We start from the raw sequence: 15557 nt of genomic DNA on the forward strand, positions 1-15557 counted from the left end.
GCTTGTGCACTGCAAGAGACGCATATAAAAAAGCCAGCCCGAAGGCTGGCTTTCTTGTCTGGGCAAGTATGTGGAGTTGACCTGCTGCTCCACATTCCGCCTGGGACTGTCCGCTGGAATTAACGCAGCAGCGACAGAACCGTTTGCGGCACTTGGTTGGCTTGAGCCAGAACCGAGGTGCCAGCCTGTTGCAGGATCTGGGCCTTGGTCATGTTCGACACTTCCGTGGCGTAGTCGGCGTCTTGAATACGCGAACGGGCGGCGGACAGGTTGTTGATCGTGTTGTTCAGGTTGGCAACAGTCGATTCGAAGCGGTTCTGGATCGCGCCCAGGTCGCTACGCAGGTTGTCGACTTGCGACAGAGCCTTGTCGATGCCGGCCAGCGGGTTGGTCGTAGCGGCGAACGTCGAAGCCGTTGCGTCCTTGGTGCCCACGGTAACGGTGCCGCCAGCAACGCTCAGGTCCGATGCCTTGACCGACACGTACATCTTCTGGCCAGTGGTAACGCCCGGCTTCGTTGCACCAGCGGTTGCGGTGACTTCGACGAACAGGTTGCCCTTGCTGTCCTTCACCAGCGAACCGGAGGTCGGGGCGGTGGAGCCCAGATCCGTAGCGTTGCTGACGGTGACGGCTGCGCTGGCGCCAGCGGTGATGCTGCCGGCGGCAACGCTCAGGAAGCCTTCGACATCGCTGTTGGCGGCGGTGGTGACCGTGCCTTGCGGGCCGTTCAGGCTCAGCTTTTCCAGACCCAGCGACTTGGCATCGATCTTTTCCAGATTGATGGTGATCGTTTCGTTGTCGTTGGCGCCGACTTGGATCGTCAGCGTGTTGTCCTTGGCCAGAACCTTGACGCCGTTGAACTGGGTCTGTTCCGACACGCGGGTGATTTCGCCCAGGCGCTGCGAGATTTCAGCTTGGATCGAGTCCAGGTCGGTCTGCGAGTTCGTGCCGTTGGTGGCTTGAACCGACAGTTGGCGGATGCGCTGCAGGTTGTTGTTGACTTCGTTCAGCGCGCCTTCGGTCGTTTGAGCGATCGAGATGCCGTCGTTGGCGTTACGGGCGGCTTGGGTCAGGCCGTTCACGTTGGCGGTGAAGCGGTTGGCGATGGCTTGGCCAGCGGCGTCGTCCTTGGCGCTGTTGATGCGCAGGCCCGAGGACAGGCGCTCAATGGCGCTGCCCAGGGTCGATTGCGATTTGTTCAGGTTGTTCTGTGCAACCAGGGACAGGTAGTTGGTATTGATGACTGCCATGTGAGGCTCCCAAGAGAGAAAGGCTTCTTCAAACTGGGCAGCAAGGCCGCCCACTGGTGTTAACGGGAAAGTTCGTCGACTTCTTGTCTAGGAATCTCTCCGTTGCCAGGATTACGGCAGGCCAAAATCAATCTTTAGCACTATTTCGCGAAAGTCGACATTTTTCTTCCATCCGGTCGGAGGGGGGCAGGAATCCGACCCAAGTCCGACAACTACCGCCGCTACGGCGCCCTTAATGCAAGACGCCGGTCTTTGGAAGTTCGCAGACCACGCATGCCCTCGATTCTCTAACCATCGTCTCTTTAGGCGTTGCGCAATGAGAAACGGACGCGAGGTGCGCCCGTTATGTTGAGAGGCTTTAATAGTGGTCAGGGTGGGCAAAGTCGTCTCGCCACCCGGCGTCCTTCTATATCACCTGAGCAATCTGCCCGTCCTGGGGCAGTTCCTGCCAAGCCTGTTCCTTCAGCTTCGCCCGTATCCGCGCCGTCGCCTGCGACCTCAGTTGGCACACCCGTGCCTCGGTCACATTCAGGATCGCGCCGATTTCCTTCAGGTTCAGTCCTTGCTCGTAGCAAAGTGACAACAGCAACTTTTCACGCTCGGGCAGGGCGTCGATCGCGTGGATCAGCGCCTGGCGGAAGTCCCCGGCCAGCAGGGAATCCAGCGGATTGCCGCCGGCGGCGCCATGGTTCAGGGTGGCCGCCCAGTCGGATTGACCGCCAGCCGAGTCGGGCTCGGTGGTGAAGTCTTCGTAATGCACGATCTGCACGCCCTGGGCGTCGTGCAACAGTGTTTGATAGTCACCCAGGGGCATGTCGAGCTGTTGTGCAATTTCGGCTTCCGTCGGCGCTCGCATCAAACGCTGTTCGAGTTGCTGGATGGCCTGCTCGATCTTGCGCGCCTTGGCGCGCACGCTGCGAGGTAGCCAATCCTGTCCGCGCAATTCGTCCAGCATCGCGCCGCGGATGCGGGTGGTGGCGTAGGTCTCGAATTGGGCGTCGGCCGTTTCCTGGTAGCGGCGCACGGCATCGAGCAGGCCGATCATGCCGGCCTGGATCAGGTCGTCGAGCTCTACGCTGGCGGGTAGCCGGGCGAGCAATTGCAGGGCCAGCTTCCGCACTAGCGGGGCATATTCGACCAGGCTGTCATCTGCGTGAGGCATTGCGGGAGTGTCGGGCGGTGTCCATCGTGGCGCGTGGTCTGTTGTTGTCAATTTGCGACATTGTCGACAAACGCGCGGCGGCGCTAAAGCTAGGTGGATTTAGTGATCTGCAAGCTGCCATTGTCGGCAAACAACACCGTTTCATTCCTCAAAGTACGCAATGTTTTGAATGCTTATTTGCCAAATTGACGTAAATTCGTCTGAAATTTATATGTCAAGGTGTATCGGAAACGGTAAGTTGCGCAACATCAACAAAGTTTTGTCATATAAGTCATAGAAAATGACATCAGCTGTGGTAAATTTTACTTAAATTGCGAACAAATGATACATTTCGCATCAAAGCGGGATGTATCGAACGTAATGGCAACGGAATTCCGGTGCTTTTGCTTACACAAGCCCCCATCGGCGGGATAGGGAATAGGGAGTTGGGCGTGCAACAAGTCGAAAATTCATTGCTGACAGACATTCGCGAAGTGAATCTGTCCTATTTGTTACTGGCACAGCGCATGCTGCGCGACGACTACGCGGCGTCGATGTTCCGCCTGGGATTCAGCAATGAGGTTGCTGACATCCTCATGCGCCTTTCGCCGGCGCAATTGGTCAAGCTCGCAAGCTCCAGCTCGTTGCTGTGCCGCTTCCGCTTCGATGACTACAGCCTGTTGTCCGCGCTGACCCATGACGTTCTGGGTGGTGCGCTGCAGCAAGCGCACGCAACCATCCTGCTGGCCAAGCAGCCTGTCGAAGAATTGGCCTGACGGCCTGATCATTCCATCCGGAAGCACGTGTAATGGCCACCAAGAGCGTTTCGCAGGAAGCGGATGACATTCTGCTAGCCAGCTCCATGATCACTTTGGGAGCCCGGCTGCAGGTGCTGGAGGCTGAAACCAGCCTCAGCCACGACCGCCTGGCACGCTTGTACCGCGAAATCCGCGGCTGCTCGCCACCCAAGGGCATGCTGCCCTTTTCGGTTGACTGGTTCATGACCTGGCTGCCGAACATCCATTCCTCGCTCTTCTACAACGTGTATTCGTTCCTGAATACGCGCACCAGCAGCAAGGGCATACGCGCCACCATCGACGCCTATCGCCTCTATCTCGAAAACGCCGGCACCGATGCCGCCGAAGGCGCAGAGCCCGTCCTGAGCTTTACGCGCGCCTGGATGCTGGTGCGCTTTTTTGATAGCGGCATGCTGCAAATGTCCGCCTGCCGCCAATGCGGGGGGCATTTCATCGCCCATGCCCACGATCCCCAGTCGGATTTCGTGTGCGCGATCTGCCGGCCGCCACCCCGCGCCGGCAAGACCCGCGCTGCGGCCAAGGCGCGCTCCGGCACCCGCCCCGCACCCGTTGCGAATGCCACCCGGCTCTGACCGGCGGTATTCAAATACATCAAAAGCCCTGGAAAACTCCCCGTAACCCGCCTTTTTGGGTCGGGGGGAACAGGGGATCATTGACGCCAGTTTTAGACTTCGTTGGCAGGGGCCTGATGTGTTGATTGTTATCGGTTTTCTCGTGGTGGCCGTGTCGGTCGTCGGCAGCTTCATAGCGCTGGGCGGCCATTTGGGCGCGCTATACCAGCCGTTCGAGCTCACGCTGATTTTCGGGGCGGCTTTTGGTGCCTTCCTCGCCAGCAACAGCAAGAAGTCGTTGATGCTGGTCAAGTCCGCCTTGCCCGACGCCTTGAAAAGCTCGCGCTACGGCAAGGACGTGTACATGGAGCTGATGGCGCTCTTGTACGTGCTGCTGAACAAGGCACGCCGCGAGGGCCTCATGGCCATCGAGTCGCATATCGAAGACCCGGAATCCAGTCCGATCTTCAGCGAGTACCCCCGCATCGCCAAAGACGCCAAGCTGATGGAGTTCATCACGGACTACCTGCGCATCATGATCAGCGGCAACATGAGCTCGTTCGAAATCGAGACGCTCATGGATGAGGAAATCGAAACCTACCGCCATGAGCGCGAAGTTCCTGTGCGCGCACTGCAGCAAATGGCCGATGGCCTGCCGGCCTTCGGTATCGTGGCCGCCGTGCTGGGCGTGATCAAGGCACTGGCCGCCGTGGACCAGCCTCCGGCGATCCTGGGCGACCTGATTTCCAAGGCCATGGTGGGCACGTTCCTGGGTATTTTGCTGGCCTACGGCTTCGTGGGGCCGCTGGCGTCGCGCATCGAGCGCCGCAGCGATGAGGCCACCAAGGTGCTGGAATGCATCAAGACCACGCTGCTGGCCAGCATGAACGGCTATCCGCCCCAGCTGGCCGTGGAGTTCGGCCGCAAGGTGCTGTTCTCCGCAGTGCGTCCGACCTTTGGTGAGCTGGAAGAGCACGTCCGGCAAGCCAAGTCCACCGCCACCGGCAAGGCCTGACGGAGCGGGCCATGAGCACGGTAAACAACCACCGTGTGGTGATCCGCCGCAAGAAGGTCCACGGCGGCGGGCACCACGGCGGCAGCTGGAAGATTGCATACGCCGACTTCATCACGGCGATGATGGCGTTCTTCCTGGTGATGTGGCTGATCAGCGTGGTCCCGCGCGAAGAGCTCAAGGGCATTGCGGAGTACTTCCGCATGCCATTGCGCGTCGCCATTACGGGCGGGCCCAGCAGTTCGGCCGAGACCAGCGCGGTTCCAGGAGGCGGCAGGGATCCCTTGCGCAGCGAGGGCGATGTGCGCCGCGCGCAGGGCAACCGCGTCGAGGCCCAGCCCATGGGCGACGCCGAACGCCGCGAACAGCATCGCCTGGAAAATCTGAAAAAGCGGCTCGAAAACGTCATCGAGACGAGTCCGGTGCTGAAGAGCTTCAGGCCGCAGCTGCTGATCGACCTGACTACCGAGGGTCTGCGCATCCAGATCATCGACAACCAGAACCGTCCGATGTTCGCCACCGGCCGCGCGGAAGTGCAGCCTTACATGCGCGACATCCTCAGGGAACTGGGGCCGGTCCTGAATGAATTGCCCAACAAGGTCAGCATCTCCGGCCACACCGACGCCTCGCAATACGCTCGCGGAGAGCGCGCCTATAGCAATTGGGAGCTGTCGGCCGACCGCGCCAATGCGTCGCGCCAGGAGCTGGTGGCGGGCGGAATGAACGAAAGCAAGGTCCTGCGCATCCAGGGACTGTCGTCCAGCATGAGCCTGGTTAAAGATGACCCGTATGCGGCCGTTAATAGACGTATCAGCCTTGTGGTGCTCAACCAGAGCACCCAGCGGCGCATCGAAAGCGAGAACGCCGCGGCTGCGGACGTCAGCGCCAAGGATGCCCGCGAGGTAGGAACGGCGGTGGAAGCGGCGCAAGCCGCGGCCCAGGCCACGACGGCAACCAAACCAGGCGAGGCGGAGAGCAACCCGCCCGCGGAAGGGGTTCGATAGCAATGGCTGCAACGATTCTTGTGGCGGACGACTCGGCGACGATGCGCATGATCGTCCAGGCGACGTTGACGGGCGCGGGATGGAAAGTCCTGACGGCCGGCAATGGCCAGGAAGCGCTGGAATTGGCCAAGAGCCACCCGGTGGACCTGGTGGTCAGCGACTGGAACATGCCGGTCATGGGCGGTCTGGAGCTGATCCAGGGACTGCGCCAAGAGGACGAGTACCTGGACGTGCCGGTCTTGGTGTTGACCACCGAGGACGACGTGGACAGCAAGATGGCCGCCCGGGATCTGGGGGTCTGTGGCTGGCTTTCCAAGCCGGTCGACCCGGATGTGCTGGTGGAATTGGCGTCTGAACTGCTCGACGAGCAGGCCGGCGCGTAAGCAAGTTCATTTTTGAAGGCGTACGGGTCATGAGTTCTGGTTTGGACCTCAGTCAGTTTTACGAGACCTTTTTCGACGAGGCGGACGAGCTGCTCGCGCAGATGGAGCAGCTGCTGCTCGAGCTGGATGTGGGCGCGCCCGACATCGAACAGCTCAACGCGATCTTCCGCGCCGCCCACTCGATCAAGGGTGGGGCGGCCACCTTCGGCTGCTTCACGCAGCTGGCGGGCACGACCCATTTGCTGGAAAACCTCCTGGATGCGATCCGTCGCGGCGAAATGGCGCTGCGTACGGACATGATCGATATTTTCTTGGAAACGAAAGACGTGCTCAAAAGCCAACTGGATGCCTATCGGGCCTCCGAAGAGCCCGATGAAGCCGTGTTTGAGCGTATCTGCGCCGTACTGAGGCAGCTTGCGCTGGAGCATAAGGATCCCGCCGCGGCAGCCGCGCCGGCCGAGGCCCCTGCACCCGTGGCTGCGCCGGTTCCGGCCCCGGCTCCCGTGATCGCCCCGGCGCCTGCCCCCGAGCCCGCCGCGCAAGCGCCGGCAGCGGAAGCCGGCAGCTTGCCTCTGCGTGTGCGGATCACCAAGGTTTCGGACAAGGACGCCGCCTCCCTCCTCGAGGAAATGGGCAATCTCGGCAACGTCAAGGCCAGCGAACGCGCCGACGGCGCCCTGACCGTCTGGATGGACAGCACCTGCACGCCAGACGATATCGAGGCAGTATGCTGCTTCATCGTCGACGGCGACCAGCTGGAAATCAGCCGCGAGGCTGCTCCGGCGGGCGTAACGCAGGCTGCTGCTCCAATTGCGGCTGCGACGCCCGCGCCGGCTCCCGCACAGACGGCGCCCGAAGCGCCGGCCGTCGCCGAGTCGGCTGCGGCCGCCGAGGCCATCACACAGTCCACCCGCGCAGCCCGGCCCGCTGCGGCAGCTCCGGCGCACGCGGACAAGGAATCCACCTCGATCCGCGTCGGCGTCGAAAAGGTCGACCAGGTCATCAACCTGGTGGGCGAACTGGTCATTACCCAAGCCATGCTGGCCCAGACCGCATCCACGCTGGATCCGGTGCTGCACGACCGCCTGCTCAATGGCATGGAACAGCTTGAGCGCAATGCCCGCGACCTGCAGGAAGCGGTCATGTCCATCCGCATGATGCCGATGGATTACGTGTTCAGCCGCTTCCCACGCCTGGTGCGTGACATCGCCAGCAAGATGGGCAAGCAGATCGAACTGCAAACCCACGGCCGCGCAACGGAACTGGACAAGAGCCTGATCGAACGCATCATCGATCCGCTGACCCACCTGGTGCGCAACAGCCTGGACCACGGCATCGAGACGCCCGAAAAGCGCGTCGCCGCTGGCAAGGACCCCGTCGGACAGCTGGTGCTGTCGGCCCAGCACAACGGCGGCAACATTGTCATTGAAGTCAGCGACGACGGCGGCGGGCTGAACCGCGACAAGATCCTGAAGAAGGCGATCGCCCAGGGCCTGCCCGTCAACGAGAATTCGCCGGACGACGAAATCTGGCAGCTGATCTTTGCGCCGGGCTTCTCCACCGCCGAAAAGGTGACGGACATCTCCGGCCGAGGCGTGGGCATGGACGTGGTGCGCCGGAACATCCAGGACATGGGCGGCCACGTGCAGCTGTCGTGCGAGCCGGGCAACGGCACCACGACGCGCATCGTCCTGCCGCTGACGCTGGCCATTCTGGACGGCATGTCGGTGCGCGTCGGCGAGGAAACCTTCATCCTGCCGCTGAACCATGTAACCGAATCGCTGCAGCCCACCAATGACCAGATCTACTCGGTGGCGGGCAACGAGCGCGTGATGCACGTGCGCGGCGAGTACCTGCCGCTCGTCGAAATGCACCGGGTGTTCTCGGTCAGCGACGCCCAGACCGATCCCACGCAGGCCATCGCGGTCATCATGCAAGCCGAGGACCGTCGGTTTGCGTTGCTGGTGGATCACCTGATCGGCCAGCACCAGGTGGTGGTGAAGAATCTGGAATCGAATTACCGCAAGGTGCCGGGCATTTCCGCTGCCACCATCCTGGGCGATGGCAGCGTGGCCCTGATCGTCGACGTATTTGCGCTTGCGCGCGCCAACCGCGAGCGTTGGTCGCAGCCCGAAGCCATTCTGAATTGATGGAGAAATAAACCTCATGGCAGCCAAACCGCAAGCGCAAGCCGCGCGCAATGAAGATGTCGGCAGCGAGTTCCTGGTGTTCACGCTGGGCGACGAAGAGTACGGCATCGACATCCTGAAGGTGCAGGAGATCCGCGGCTACGACGCCGACACGGTCACCCGCATCGCGAATGTTCCGCCGTTCATCAAGGGCGTGACGAACCTGCGCGGCATCATCGTGCCCATCGTCGACCTGCGCATCAAGTTCAACCTGGGCCGCGTCGACTACAACGAGCAGACCGTGGTCATCATCCTGAACCTCGACCGCCGCGTCGTCGGTATCGTGGTGGATGGCGTGTCCGATGTGCTGATGCTCAATTCGGGCCAGATCCGCCCGGCGCCGGAATTCGGCGCCACTTTGTCCACCGAGTACCTGACGGGCCTGGGCACGGTGGACGAACGCATGCTGATCCTGGTGGATATTGAAAAAATGATGACCAGCGACGAAATGGCGCTGGTGGAGAAGGTCGCGTCCTGATCGGAACGGCCTGCTGGGAGGTAAAAGCGCCATATTGAACCCAATGTGGCGCTTTCCTTTAACGACTTCAATCTGGGAGTGGTTCTTGTGATGCGCAAGTTCTTCGCAAACATGACGATACGCAGCAGCCTGTTGTGGGTGCTGGCGTTTTTCTCATTCATGTTGGTGATAGGGGCCGCGTTGGGCGTGCTGTCCCTGCGCATCAGCAATGGCACCCTGGCGCAGATCAAGCAATCGCAAGAGCTGGATGACGCGGTCGGCCGCGTGGTCTCCAGCTACAAGGACACCATGACTGGCCTGGGCCGCGCGGCCGCCGCCAACTATGCGGACATCGTGAAGAGCGTGGGGCAGCCCACCTTGCTGACCCAGGGCTTGTCCTCCGAGGCGGCTGGCCTGCTGGAGCGGGCCAAGGCCTCCATGAACAAGGGGCAGGCCGAGTACGAGTATTACAAGAGCCTGGCTCGGCCCGCCGAAGCGGCCGACGCCCTGAAAGAAATCGACGAATCCTATGACGCGCTGGTCCGGCAAGGGCTGACGCCGCTGGTGGCAGCCTTGGAAAAGGCGGACATGCCTGCCTACCAGAAGCAAGTCCAGACGGTACAGGACGCTCTCGAGGGCCGGTACGCGCGCGCCATCGAAGGCTTTGATTTCTGGCGCGCCAGCAAGACGCTGGATGCGCACGAAGTGGCACAGGTGCGCTACCAGTTCGTCCTGATGGCAGTCGCCGCCGGCGGCGTGATCGCCGCGCTGCTTGTGTTCGCCACCTATGTGTTCCTGCGTCGCCGCGTGCTGCTGCCGCTGAAGGAAGCCGGTCATCACTTCGACCGCATCGCCGGTGGCGACCTCACCGCCCGCGTGGACGCGCGCAATACCAACGAAATCGGCCAGCTGTTCGCCGCCTTGAAGCGCATGCAGGAAAGCCTGACCCGCACCGTGGCGTCAGTGCGCCGCGGCGTGGATGAGATCAACGTCGGTTCGCACGAGATCGCGGCAGGTAATACGGACCTGTCCAGCCGCACCGAGCAGCAAGCGGCCTCGCTGGAAGAAACCGCGGCTTCGATGGAAGAGCTGGCCTCTACCGTCAAGCAGAACGCCGACAATGCGCGCCAGGCCAACCAGCTGGCGGCCAGCGCCTCGGACGTGGCAGAGCGCGGCGGTTCGGCGGTGTCGGAAGTGGTCCACACCATGCAGGAAATTTCGGCAAGTTCGCGCAAGATTTCCGAGATTGTGTCGGTGATCGACGGCATTGCCTTCCAGACCAACATCCTGGCGCTGAATGCGGCGGTGGAAGCTGCCCGAGCGGGCGAGCAGGGCAAAGGCTTTGCCGTGGTGGCAGGCGAAGTGCGCTCGTTGGCGCAACGCAGCGCCCAGGCGGCCAAGGAAATCAAGGGCCTGATCGAGGATTCCGTGACCAAGGTTGGCGCGGGCTCGCAGCAGGTGGAGCGCGCCGGCTCGACGATGCAGGAGATCGTGGCCTCGGTGAAGCGCGTGACGGACATCATGGGCGAGATCTCGGCGGCGTCCGAAGAGCAGTCCAGCGGCATCGAGCAGGTCAACCGTGCCGTGTCGCAGATGGACGAGGTGACGCAGCAGAACGCGGCGCTGGTGGAAGAGGCTGCAGCAGCTGCGGGTTCTCTGCAGGAGCAGGCGCAGCGCCTGGCCGAAGCGGTGTCCGTGTTCAAAATCAACGTGGGTGAGGTCATCGAGGTTCCGGCCCAGCGCCTGTCGTCGGCGCGTTCCGCCGGTGACGACACCCGCTTGCAGGCGCCTGACGCGCTTGCGCTTGGGCACTGAGGATCGCAGTGGCTACAGCAGCGGCAACCCAGGCGCCGTCCATTTCGGTGGAACGCCAATTCGATTTTCGCGACGCGGACTTTTCGCGCGTGCGCAAGATGATTCACGCCTATGCGGGAATTTCGTTGGGCACGCACAAGCGCGAAATGGTCTACAGCCGGCTTGCCCGGCGCCTGCGCGCGCTGGGCATGCAGGATTTCGGCAGCTATCTGGACCAGCTTGAAAACGAACCGAATGCGGCCGAGTGGGAAGATTTCGTCAACGCATTGACGACCAACCTGACCGCCTTCTTCCGCGAATCGCATCACTTCCCCATCTTGGCTGACTTTGCCAAACGGCGCGGCGGCCCGGTGTCGGTGTGGTGCTGTGCGGCCTCCACCGGGGAAGAACCGTATTCCATCGCCATGACGCTGGTGGAAGCGCTGGGCCCTCGGGCCAGTGCAAGTTCGGTGCTGGCCACCGATATCGACACCAATGTGCTCACCCGTGCGCGCGCGGGGGTCTACCCGGCCGAGCGCGTGGACAAAATGGATAGCGAGCGTCTGCGGCGCTTCTTCTTGAAAGGCCGCGGCGCCAACGAAGGGCAGGTCCGGGTGCGTCCCGAGATCGCCGACATGGTCCGATACGAGACGCTGAACCTGTTGGCGCCGACGTGGCAGATCAACGAACAGTTTGATGTGATCTTCTGTCGCAACGTCATGATTTATTTCGACAAACCTACCCAGGCCAGGATCCTGGAACGGTTTGTGCCGCTGCTCAAGCCCGGTGGCTTGCTGTTTGCTGGCCATTCCGAGAACTTCACCTATATCAGCCGGGACTTTCGTCTGCGCGGGCAGACTGTCTATGAATGCGCGGGCAGGTCCTGAGCGGGCCGAGGCAGCAAAAATGAAGAAAATTAGCGTTTTGTGTGTGGACGATTCGGCGTTGGTGCGTGGCCTGATGACCGAGATCATCAACAGCCAGCCGGACATGGAGGTGGTCGCAACCGCGCCCGATCCGCTGGTGGCACGCGAACTCATCAAGCGCCATAACCCCGACGTGCTGACGCTGGACGTGGAAATGCCCCGCATGGACGGGCTGGATTTCCTGGAAAAACTGATGCGCCTGCGGCCCATGCCGGTGGTGATGGTGTCGTCGCTGACCGAGCGCGGCGGCGAAATCACGTTGCGGGCCCTCGAACTGGGGGCCATCGACTTCGTCACCAAACCCAAACTGGGCATCCGCGACGGCCTGCTCGAATACACCGAGATCATCGCCGACAAGATACGCGCCGCCTCGCGCGCCAAGCTGCGCGCGCCAGCAGCGCACGCCGCGCCCGCCGCACCCGCGCCCATGTTGCGCCGTCCGCTGTCCAGCTCGGAAAAGCTGGTCATCGTCGGCGCGTCCACGGGCGGCACGGAAGCGATCCGCGAGGTGCTGCAGCCGTTGCCGCCCGACAGCCCGGCCATCCTGATCACCCAACACATGCCGGCGGGCTTCACGCGCTCCTTTGCGCAACGCCTGGATGCCCTGTGTGCGGTGACGGTCCGTGAAGCCGTGCACGGCGACCGCGTGTTGCCCGGGCACGTTTATCTGGCGCCGGGCGGTGACATGCACATGCGTCTGGGCCGCAGCGGCGCCAACTACGTGATCGAGCTTGAAGCCAGCGAACCCGTCAACCGCCATCGCCCGTCGGTGGACGTGCTGTTCAACTCGGCGGCCGTCGCCGCGGGCAAGAACGCCATCGGCGTCATCCTGACCGGCATGGGCAAGGATGGCGCGGCCGGCATGCTGGCCATGCACCGCGCGGGCGCCCACACGATTGCGCAGGACGAGGCCAGCTGCGTCGTCTTCGGTATGCCCCGCGAAGCTATCGCCTTGGGCGCCGCGGATGAAGTGGTTTCGTTGTCGGCGATAAGCGAACGCATTCTGACTCGCCTGGGCGATCGCGGGCACCGCGTCTGACGCGCAAGGCTCCCCGATCGGTCCAAGCTAAATTTTTTCTGGAGTAGAAGATGGTAGACAAGGGCCTGAAGATTCTGGTGGTGGATGACTTCCCCACCATGCGGCGGATCATCCGCAACCTGCTCAAAGAGCTGGGTTTCGAGAACGTGGATGAGGCCGAAGACGGCGCCATCGGCCTGGAAAAGCTGCGCAACGGCGGTTTCCAGTTCGTGGTGTCGGACTGGAACATGCCCAATCTCGACGGCCTGGAGATGCTCAAGCAGATCCGCGCCGACGCGGCGCTGGCCTCGCTGCCCGTGCTGATGGTGACGGCCGAGGCCAAGAAGGAAAACATCGTTGCCGCGGCCCAGGCCGGCGCCAACGGTTATGTGGTCAAGCCTTTCACGGCGGCGACGCTGGAAGAGAAGCTCAACAAGATCTTCGAGAAAATCGCCGGTTGAGGTGAGCCATGAGCACGACGGAACATGAGAGCCCGGGCGAATCCCCCGACCTGATCCACCGCATCGCGTCGCTGACGCGCATGCTGCGCGACAGCATGCGCGAACTGGGGCTGGATCAGGCCATCAAGGACGCAGCCAACGCCATTCCCGATGCCCGCGACCGTCTGCGCTACGTGGCGCAGATGACGGAGCAGGCCGCCAACCGCGTCTTGAACGCCACCGAGCAGGCCGGCCCCATCCAGGATGGCCTGTCGCGCTCGGCGCAGGCGCTGGATGCGCGCTGGCAGCAGTGGTACGACCAGCCCCTGGAATTGCCCGAGGCGCGCGAGCTTGTGAAGGACACGCGCGCCTACCTGCAGGATGTGCCGAAGCAGGCGCAGCAGACGCAATCCCAGCTGATGGAAATCATCATGGCGCAGGATTTCCAGGACCTCACGGGCCAGGTCATCATGCGCATGATGGACGTGGTCGGCGCGATCGAGCGTGAACTGCTGCAGGTGCTGCTGGACAACGTCCCGCAAGAACGCCGCGACGAAGCCAACAGCCTGCTCAACGGGCCGCAGATCAGTCCGCAAGGCAAGACCGACGTAGTGACCAGCCAGGACCAGGTCGACGACCTGCTGGCCAGCCTGGGCTTCTAGCCGGGAGCCGCGCCGCCGGACAGGGACTCCGGCGGTGCATTTTCCGGGTGGTGCCGCCCGCGCATGAAGGTAGTCCCTAAGGGCGCAAAGCTCGCCTCGTGGATAGACTCCCCTCCAAAACAATAATCAGGGGCCGTGCAGCGTGAATCATGGCGCGCAATGCGCGCCAGGCAACGGATGCCCATAGAAGGCGATCCGGGCCGGCACAAGGAGATTGATCATGGCCAGATCCGTATTCCGCCTGGGCGGCATGTGGCGGTTGTTGCGGCGGCTCAATCGCGGCGACGCGACCCTGTCGGAACGTACGCTATCCATCAGCCCGGCCGTTTGGCCGCTGTACGGTTTCATGGCGCGCATACGCAGCCGCATCATGACCGTACGCCAATCCAGCATCGAAATCGCGCTGAACGCCGCCCGCACGCAGTTCCAGGCGGGCCATTGTTCGATCCTGGCACAGGAGCAGGCGCTGGCCGCGGAAGCGCTCGCGGCCAGCGGCGCGCAAATCGCCGCGTTGTCGACGTCAACCTCCACCCATGCGCGCGAGATTGCCGAGGTGTCAGGGCAAAATCTGCACGCGGCGCAGCAGGCGCTGGCCGAACTGTCCGACGTCAAGGCGCGGGTGGAGCGCATGACGCGGGAGATGGCTTCATTCACCGAGGTGGTCGGTCAACTGACAGACCGCGCCCACTCCGTTGGGGACATCAGCAAGCTGATCAAGGAGATCGCCTTGCAGACTCAACTCCTGGCCTTGAACGCCGGGGTCGAGGCGGCCCGGGCGGGGGATGCGGGGCGGGGATTCGCCGTGGTTGCCAGCGAGGTCGGGCGGCTGGCCGAGCGTGTGAACTCGGCTACCAGCGATATCGGCCGGCATACCGCCGAGATGTTGGAGCTGGTGGAGACGACCCAGCATCAGACCGGCACATTGCGCGAGGACGTCAACGCGTCCGGCGCAGTGCTGGATCGGACATGCTCCGGCTTTGAGCGTTTCGTGCGGGACTTCGACAGCATGAACCGCCAGGTCGGCGACGTTGTCCAGGCCATAGGCGAGGTGGACTCCACCAACCACGGTATGAGCGAGGAGGTGGGGCGGATAGCGGCGTTGAGCGCCGACGTGTTGAATCGCGTCGGCAACATGTCCAGCGAAATCGACCGCATCCGTCGCCAGACGGAGAGCGTGCAGGAGGTGCTGGCCGACATGCGCACCGGCAATACCGCCTTTGACGGCCTGTCCCAGGCTGTCGAAGCCTTCCGCGACGCCGCTGTCAACCTTCTGGAAGACGCCAGAAGCCGTGGTGCCGATGTGTTCGACCGCCATTACCGGCGCATTCCCGGCAGCGAACCTGCACGCTACCACACCAGTTACGACCGGCAGATCGATGAGACCGTGACGCAGTTGCTTGATAGCGTGCTGGATGGCGTGCCGGGCGGAATCTACACGATCCTGGTGGACGGCCGGGGTTACGCGCCGGCCCACAATCGCCGCTTTTCGCAAGCGCCTACCGGGGATCCGAAGCAGGACATCCTGCGAGTGCGCAACAAGCGCATCTTCGATGATCCGGTGGGCTTGCGCCTGGCGACCAATACCGGCGGGATGCTGCTGCAGACCTATTCCCGCGATACGGGCGAAATCGTCAATGACATTTCCATCCCGGTCTATCTGGGGTCGGAACATTGGGGCGCGGTGCGGATCGGCCTGGACTTCAACCGCTTCCAGGCGGCGGCCGGAGAGGGCGAGGCAGACCGGCTGGCGGTCGCCACAGGCCACTGACGTGGCTGGCCTGCCCGGGCCTGGGGGCGTTCCGGGCGGGCCTGGAGCGCGCCGCCTGAAACGCATCCGGGAATAGCGCCGCTTTCCCCCCGTTTCTTGGCTTATCGCCAGACCCCGGGGCCTCCTAGAATCTCGGCGGGCAGC

15 protein-coding genes are annotated in these 15557 nt (G+C 62.8%); 13 read left to right on the forward strand and 2 right to left on the reverse strand.

The features are described 5' to 3' along the window. Positions 1-119 precede the first annotated feature (119 nt). On the reverse strand, positions 120-1250 hold the full coding sequence (locus AC1RHV_RS00975) for a flagellin FliC (RefSeq protein WP_054456654.1): 1131 nt from the start codon (positions 1248-1250) through the stop codon (positions 120-122). Positions 1251-1656: 406 nt separating this feature from the next. Beyond that, positions 1657-2412, reverse strand: coding sequence for an RNA polymerase sigma factor FliA (locus AC1RHV_RS00980; protein ID WP_054456655.1), 756 nt, complete (start codon positions 2410-2412; stop codon positions 1657-1659). A gap of 431 nt (positions 2413-2843) precedes the next feature. Here AC1RHV_RS00980 and flhD point away from each other — a divergent pair, with 431 nt between their 5' ends. From flhD to AC1RHV_RS01045, 13 genes are all read left to right on the forward strand, one after another. Beyond that, entirely contained in the window at positions 2844-3167 is a 324-nt protein-coding gene (gene flhD, locus AC1RHV_RS00985) for a flagellar transcriptional regulator FlhD (RefSeq protein ID WP_013393369.1), read from the forward strand. Between the two features lie 32 nt (positions 3168-3199). Further along, complete coding sequence (gene flhC / locus AC1RHV_RS00990) at positions 3200-3781, forward strand: flagellar transcriptional regulator FlhC (protein ID WP_192351997.1); 582 nt, start codon at positions 3200-3202, stop codon at positions 3779-3781. 118 nt (positions 3782-3899) lie between these two features. Then, positions 3900-4775, forward strand: coding sequence for a flagellar motor stator protein MotA (gene motA / locus AC1RHV_RS00995; protein ID WP_054456657.1), 876 nt, complete (start codon positions 3900-3902; stop codon positions 4773-4775). A gap of 11 nt (positions 4776-4786) precedes the next feature. After that, complete coding sequence (motB, locus tag AC1RHV_RS01000; RefSeq protein WP_054456658.1) at positions 4787-5776, forward strand: flagellar motor protein MotB; 990 nt, start codon at positions 4787-4789, stop codon at positions 5774-5776. 2 nt (positions 5777-5778) lie between these two features. Then, positions 5779-6159 (forward strand): response regulator, encoded by a 381-nt coding sequence (locus AC1RHV_RS01005; protein WP_054456659.1) that lies wholly within the window; start codon positions 5779-5781, stop codon positions 6157-6159. Positions 6160-6188: 29 nt separating this feature from the next. Next, positions 6189-8309 carry a chemotaxis protein CheA gene (cheA, locus tag AC1RHV_RS01010; RefSeq protein ID WP_119451935.1) on the forward strand — a complete coding sequence of 707 codons (2121 nt, stop codon included), beginning with the start codon at positions 6189-6191 and terminating at the stop codon, positions 8307-8309. A gap of 16 nt (positions 8310-8325) precedes the next feature. After that, positions 8326-8826: a chemotaxis protein CheW gene (gene cheW / locus AC1RHV_RS01015; protein ID WP_054456661.1), complete on the forward strand. Its 501-nt coding sequence runs from the start codon at positions 8326-8328 to the stop codon at positions 8824-8826. Positions 8827-8916: 90 nt separating this feature from the next. After that, complete coding sequence (locus AC1RHV_RS01020) at positions 8917-10620, forward strand: methyl-accepting chemotaxis protein (RefSeq protein WP_119451937.1); 1704 nt, start codon at positions 8917-8919, stop codon at positions 10618-10620. Positions 10621-10628: 8 nt separating this feature from the next. After that, positions 10629-11486, forward strand: coding sequence for a CheR family methyltransferase (locus AC1RHV_RS01025; protein WP_054456662.1), 858 nt, complete (start codon positions 10629-10631; stop codon positions 11484-11486). A 19-nt stretch (positions 11487-11505) separates the two neighbouring features. Beyond that, on the forward strand, positions 11506-12564 hold the full coding sequence (locus AC1RHV_RS01030) for a protein-glutamate methylesterase/protein-glutamine glutaminase (protein ID WP_013393378.1): 1059 nt from the start codon (positions 11506-11508) through the stop codon (positions 12562-12564). 50 nt (positions 12565-12614) lie between these two features. After that, on the forward strand, positions 12615-13004 hold the full coding sequence (gene cheY / locus AC1RHV_RS01035; protein WP_013393379.1) for a chemotaxis response regulator CheY: 390 nt from the start codon (positions 12615-12617) through the stop codon (positions 13002-13004). Between the two features lie 8 nt (positions 13005-13012). Then, entirely contained in the window at positions 13013-13645 is a 633-nt protein-coding gene (gene cheZ, locus AC1RHV_RS01040; protein WP_054456663.1) for a protein phosphatase CheZ, read from the forward strand. Between the two features lie 220 nt (positions 13646-13865). Continuing rightward, the gene (locus AC1RHV_RS01045; RefSeq protein ID WP_306653271.1) at positions 13866-15413 is read left to right on the forward strand and encodes a methyl-accepting chemotaxis protein; all 1548 of its coding nucleotides are present in this window, start codon (positions 13866-13868) and stop codon (positions 15411-15413) included. The last annotated feature ends 144 nt before the right edge of the window (positions 15414-15557 follow it).

The sequence above is a fragment of the Achromobacter sp. GW823-FHT04E03 genome (assembly GCF_058796095.1).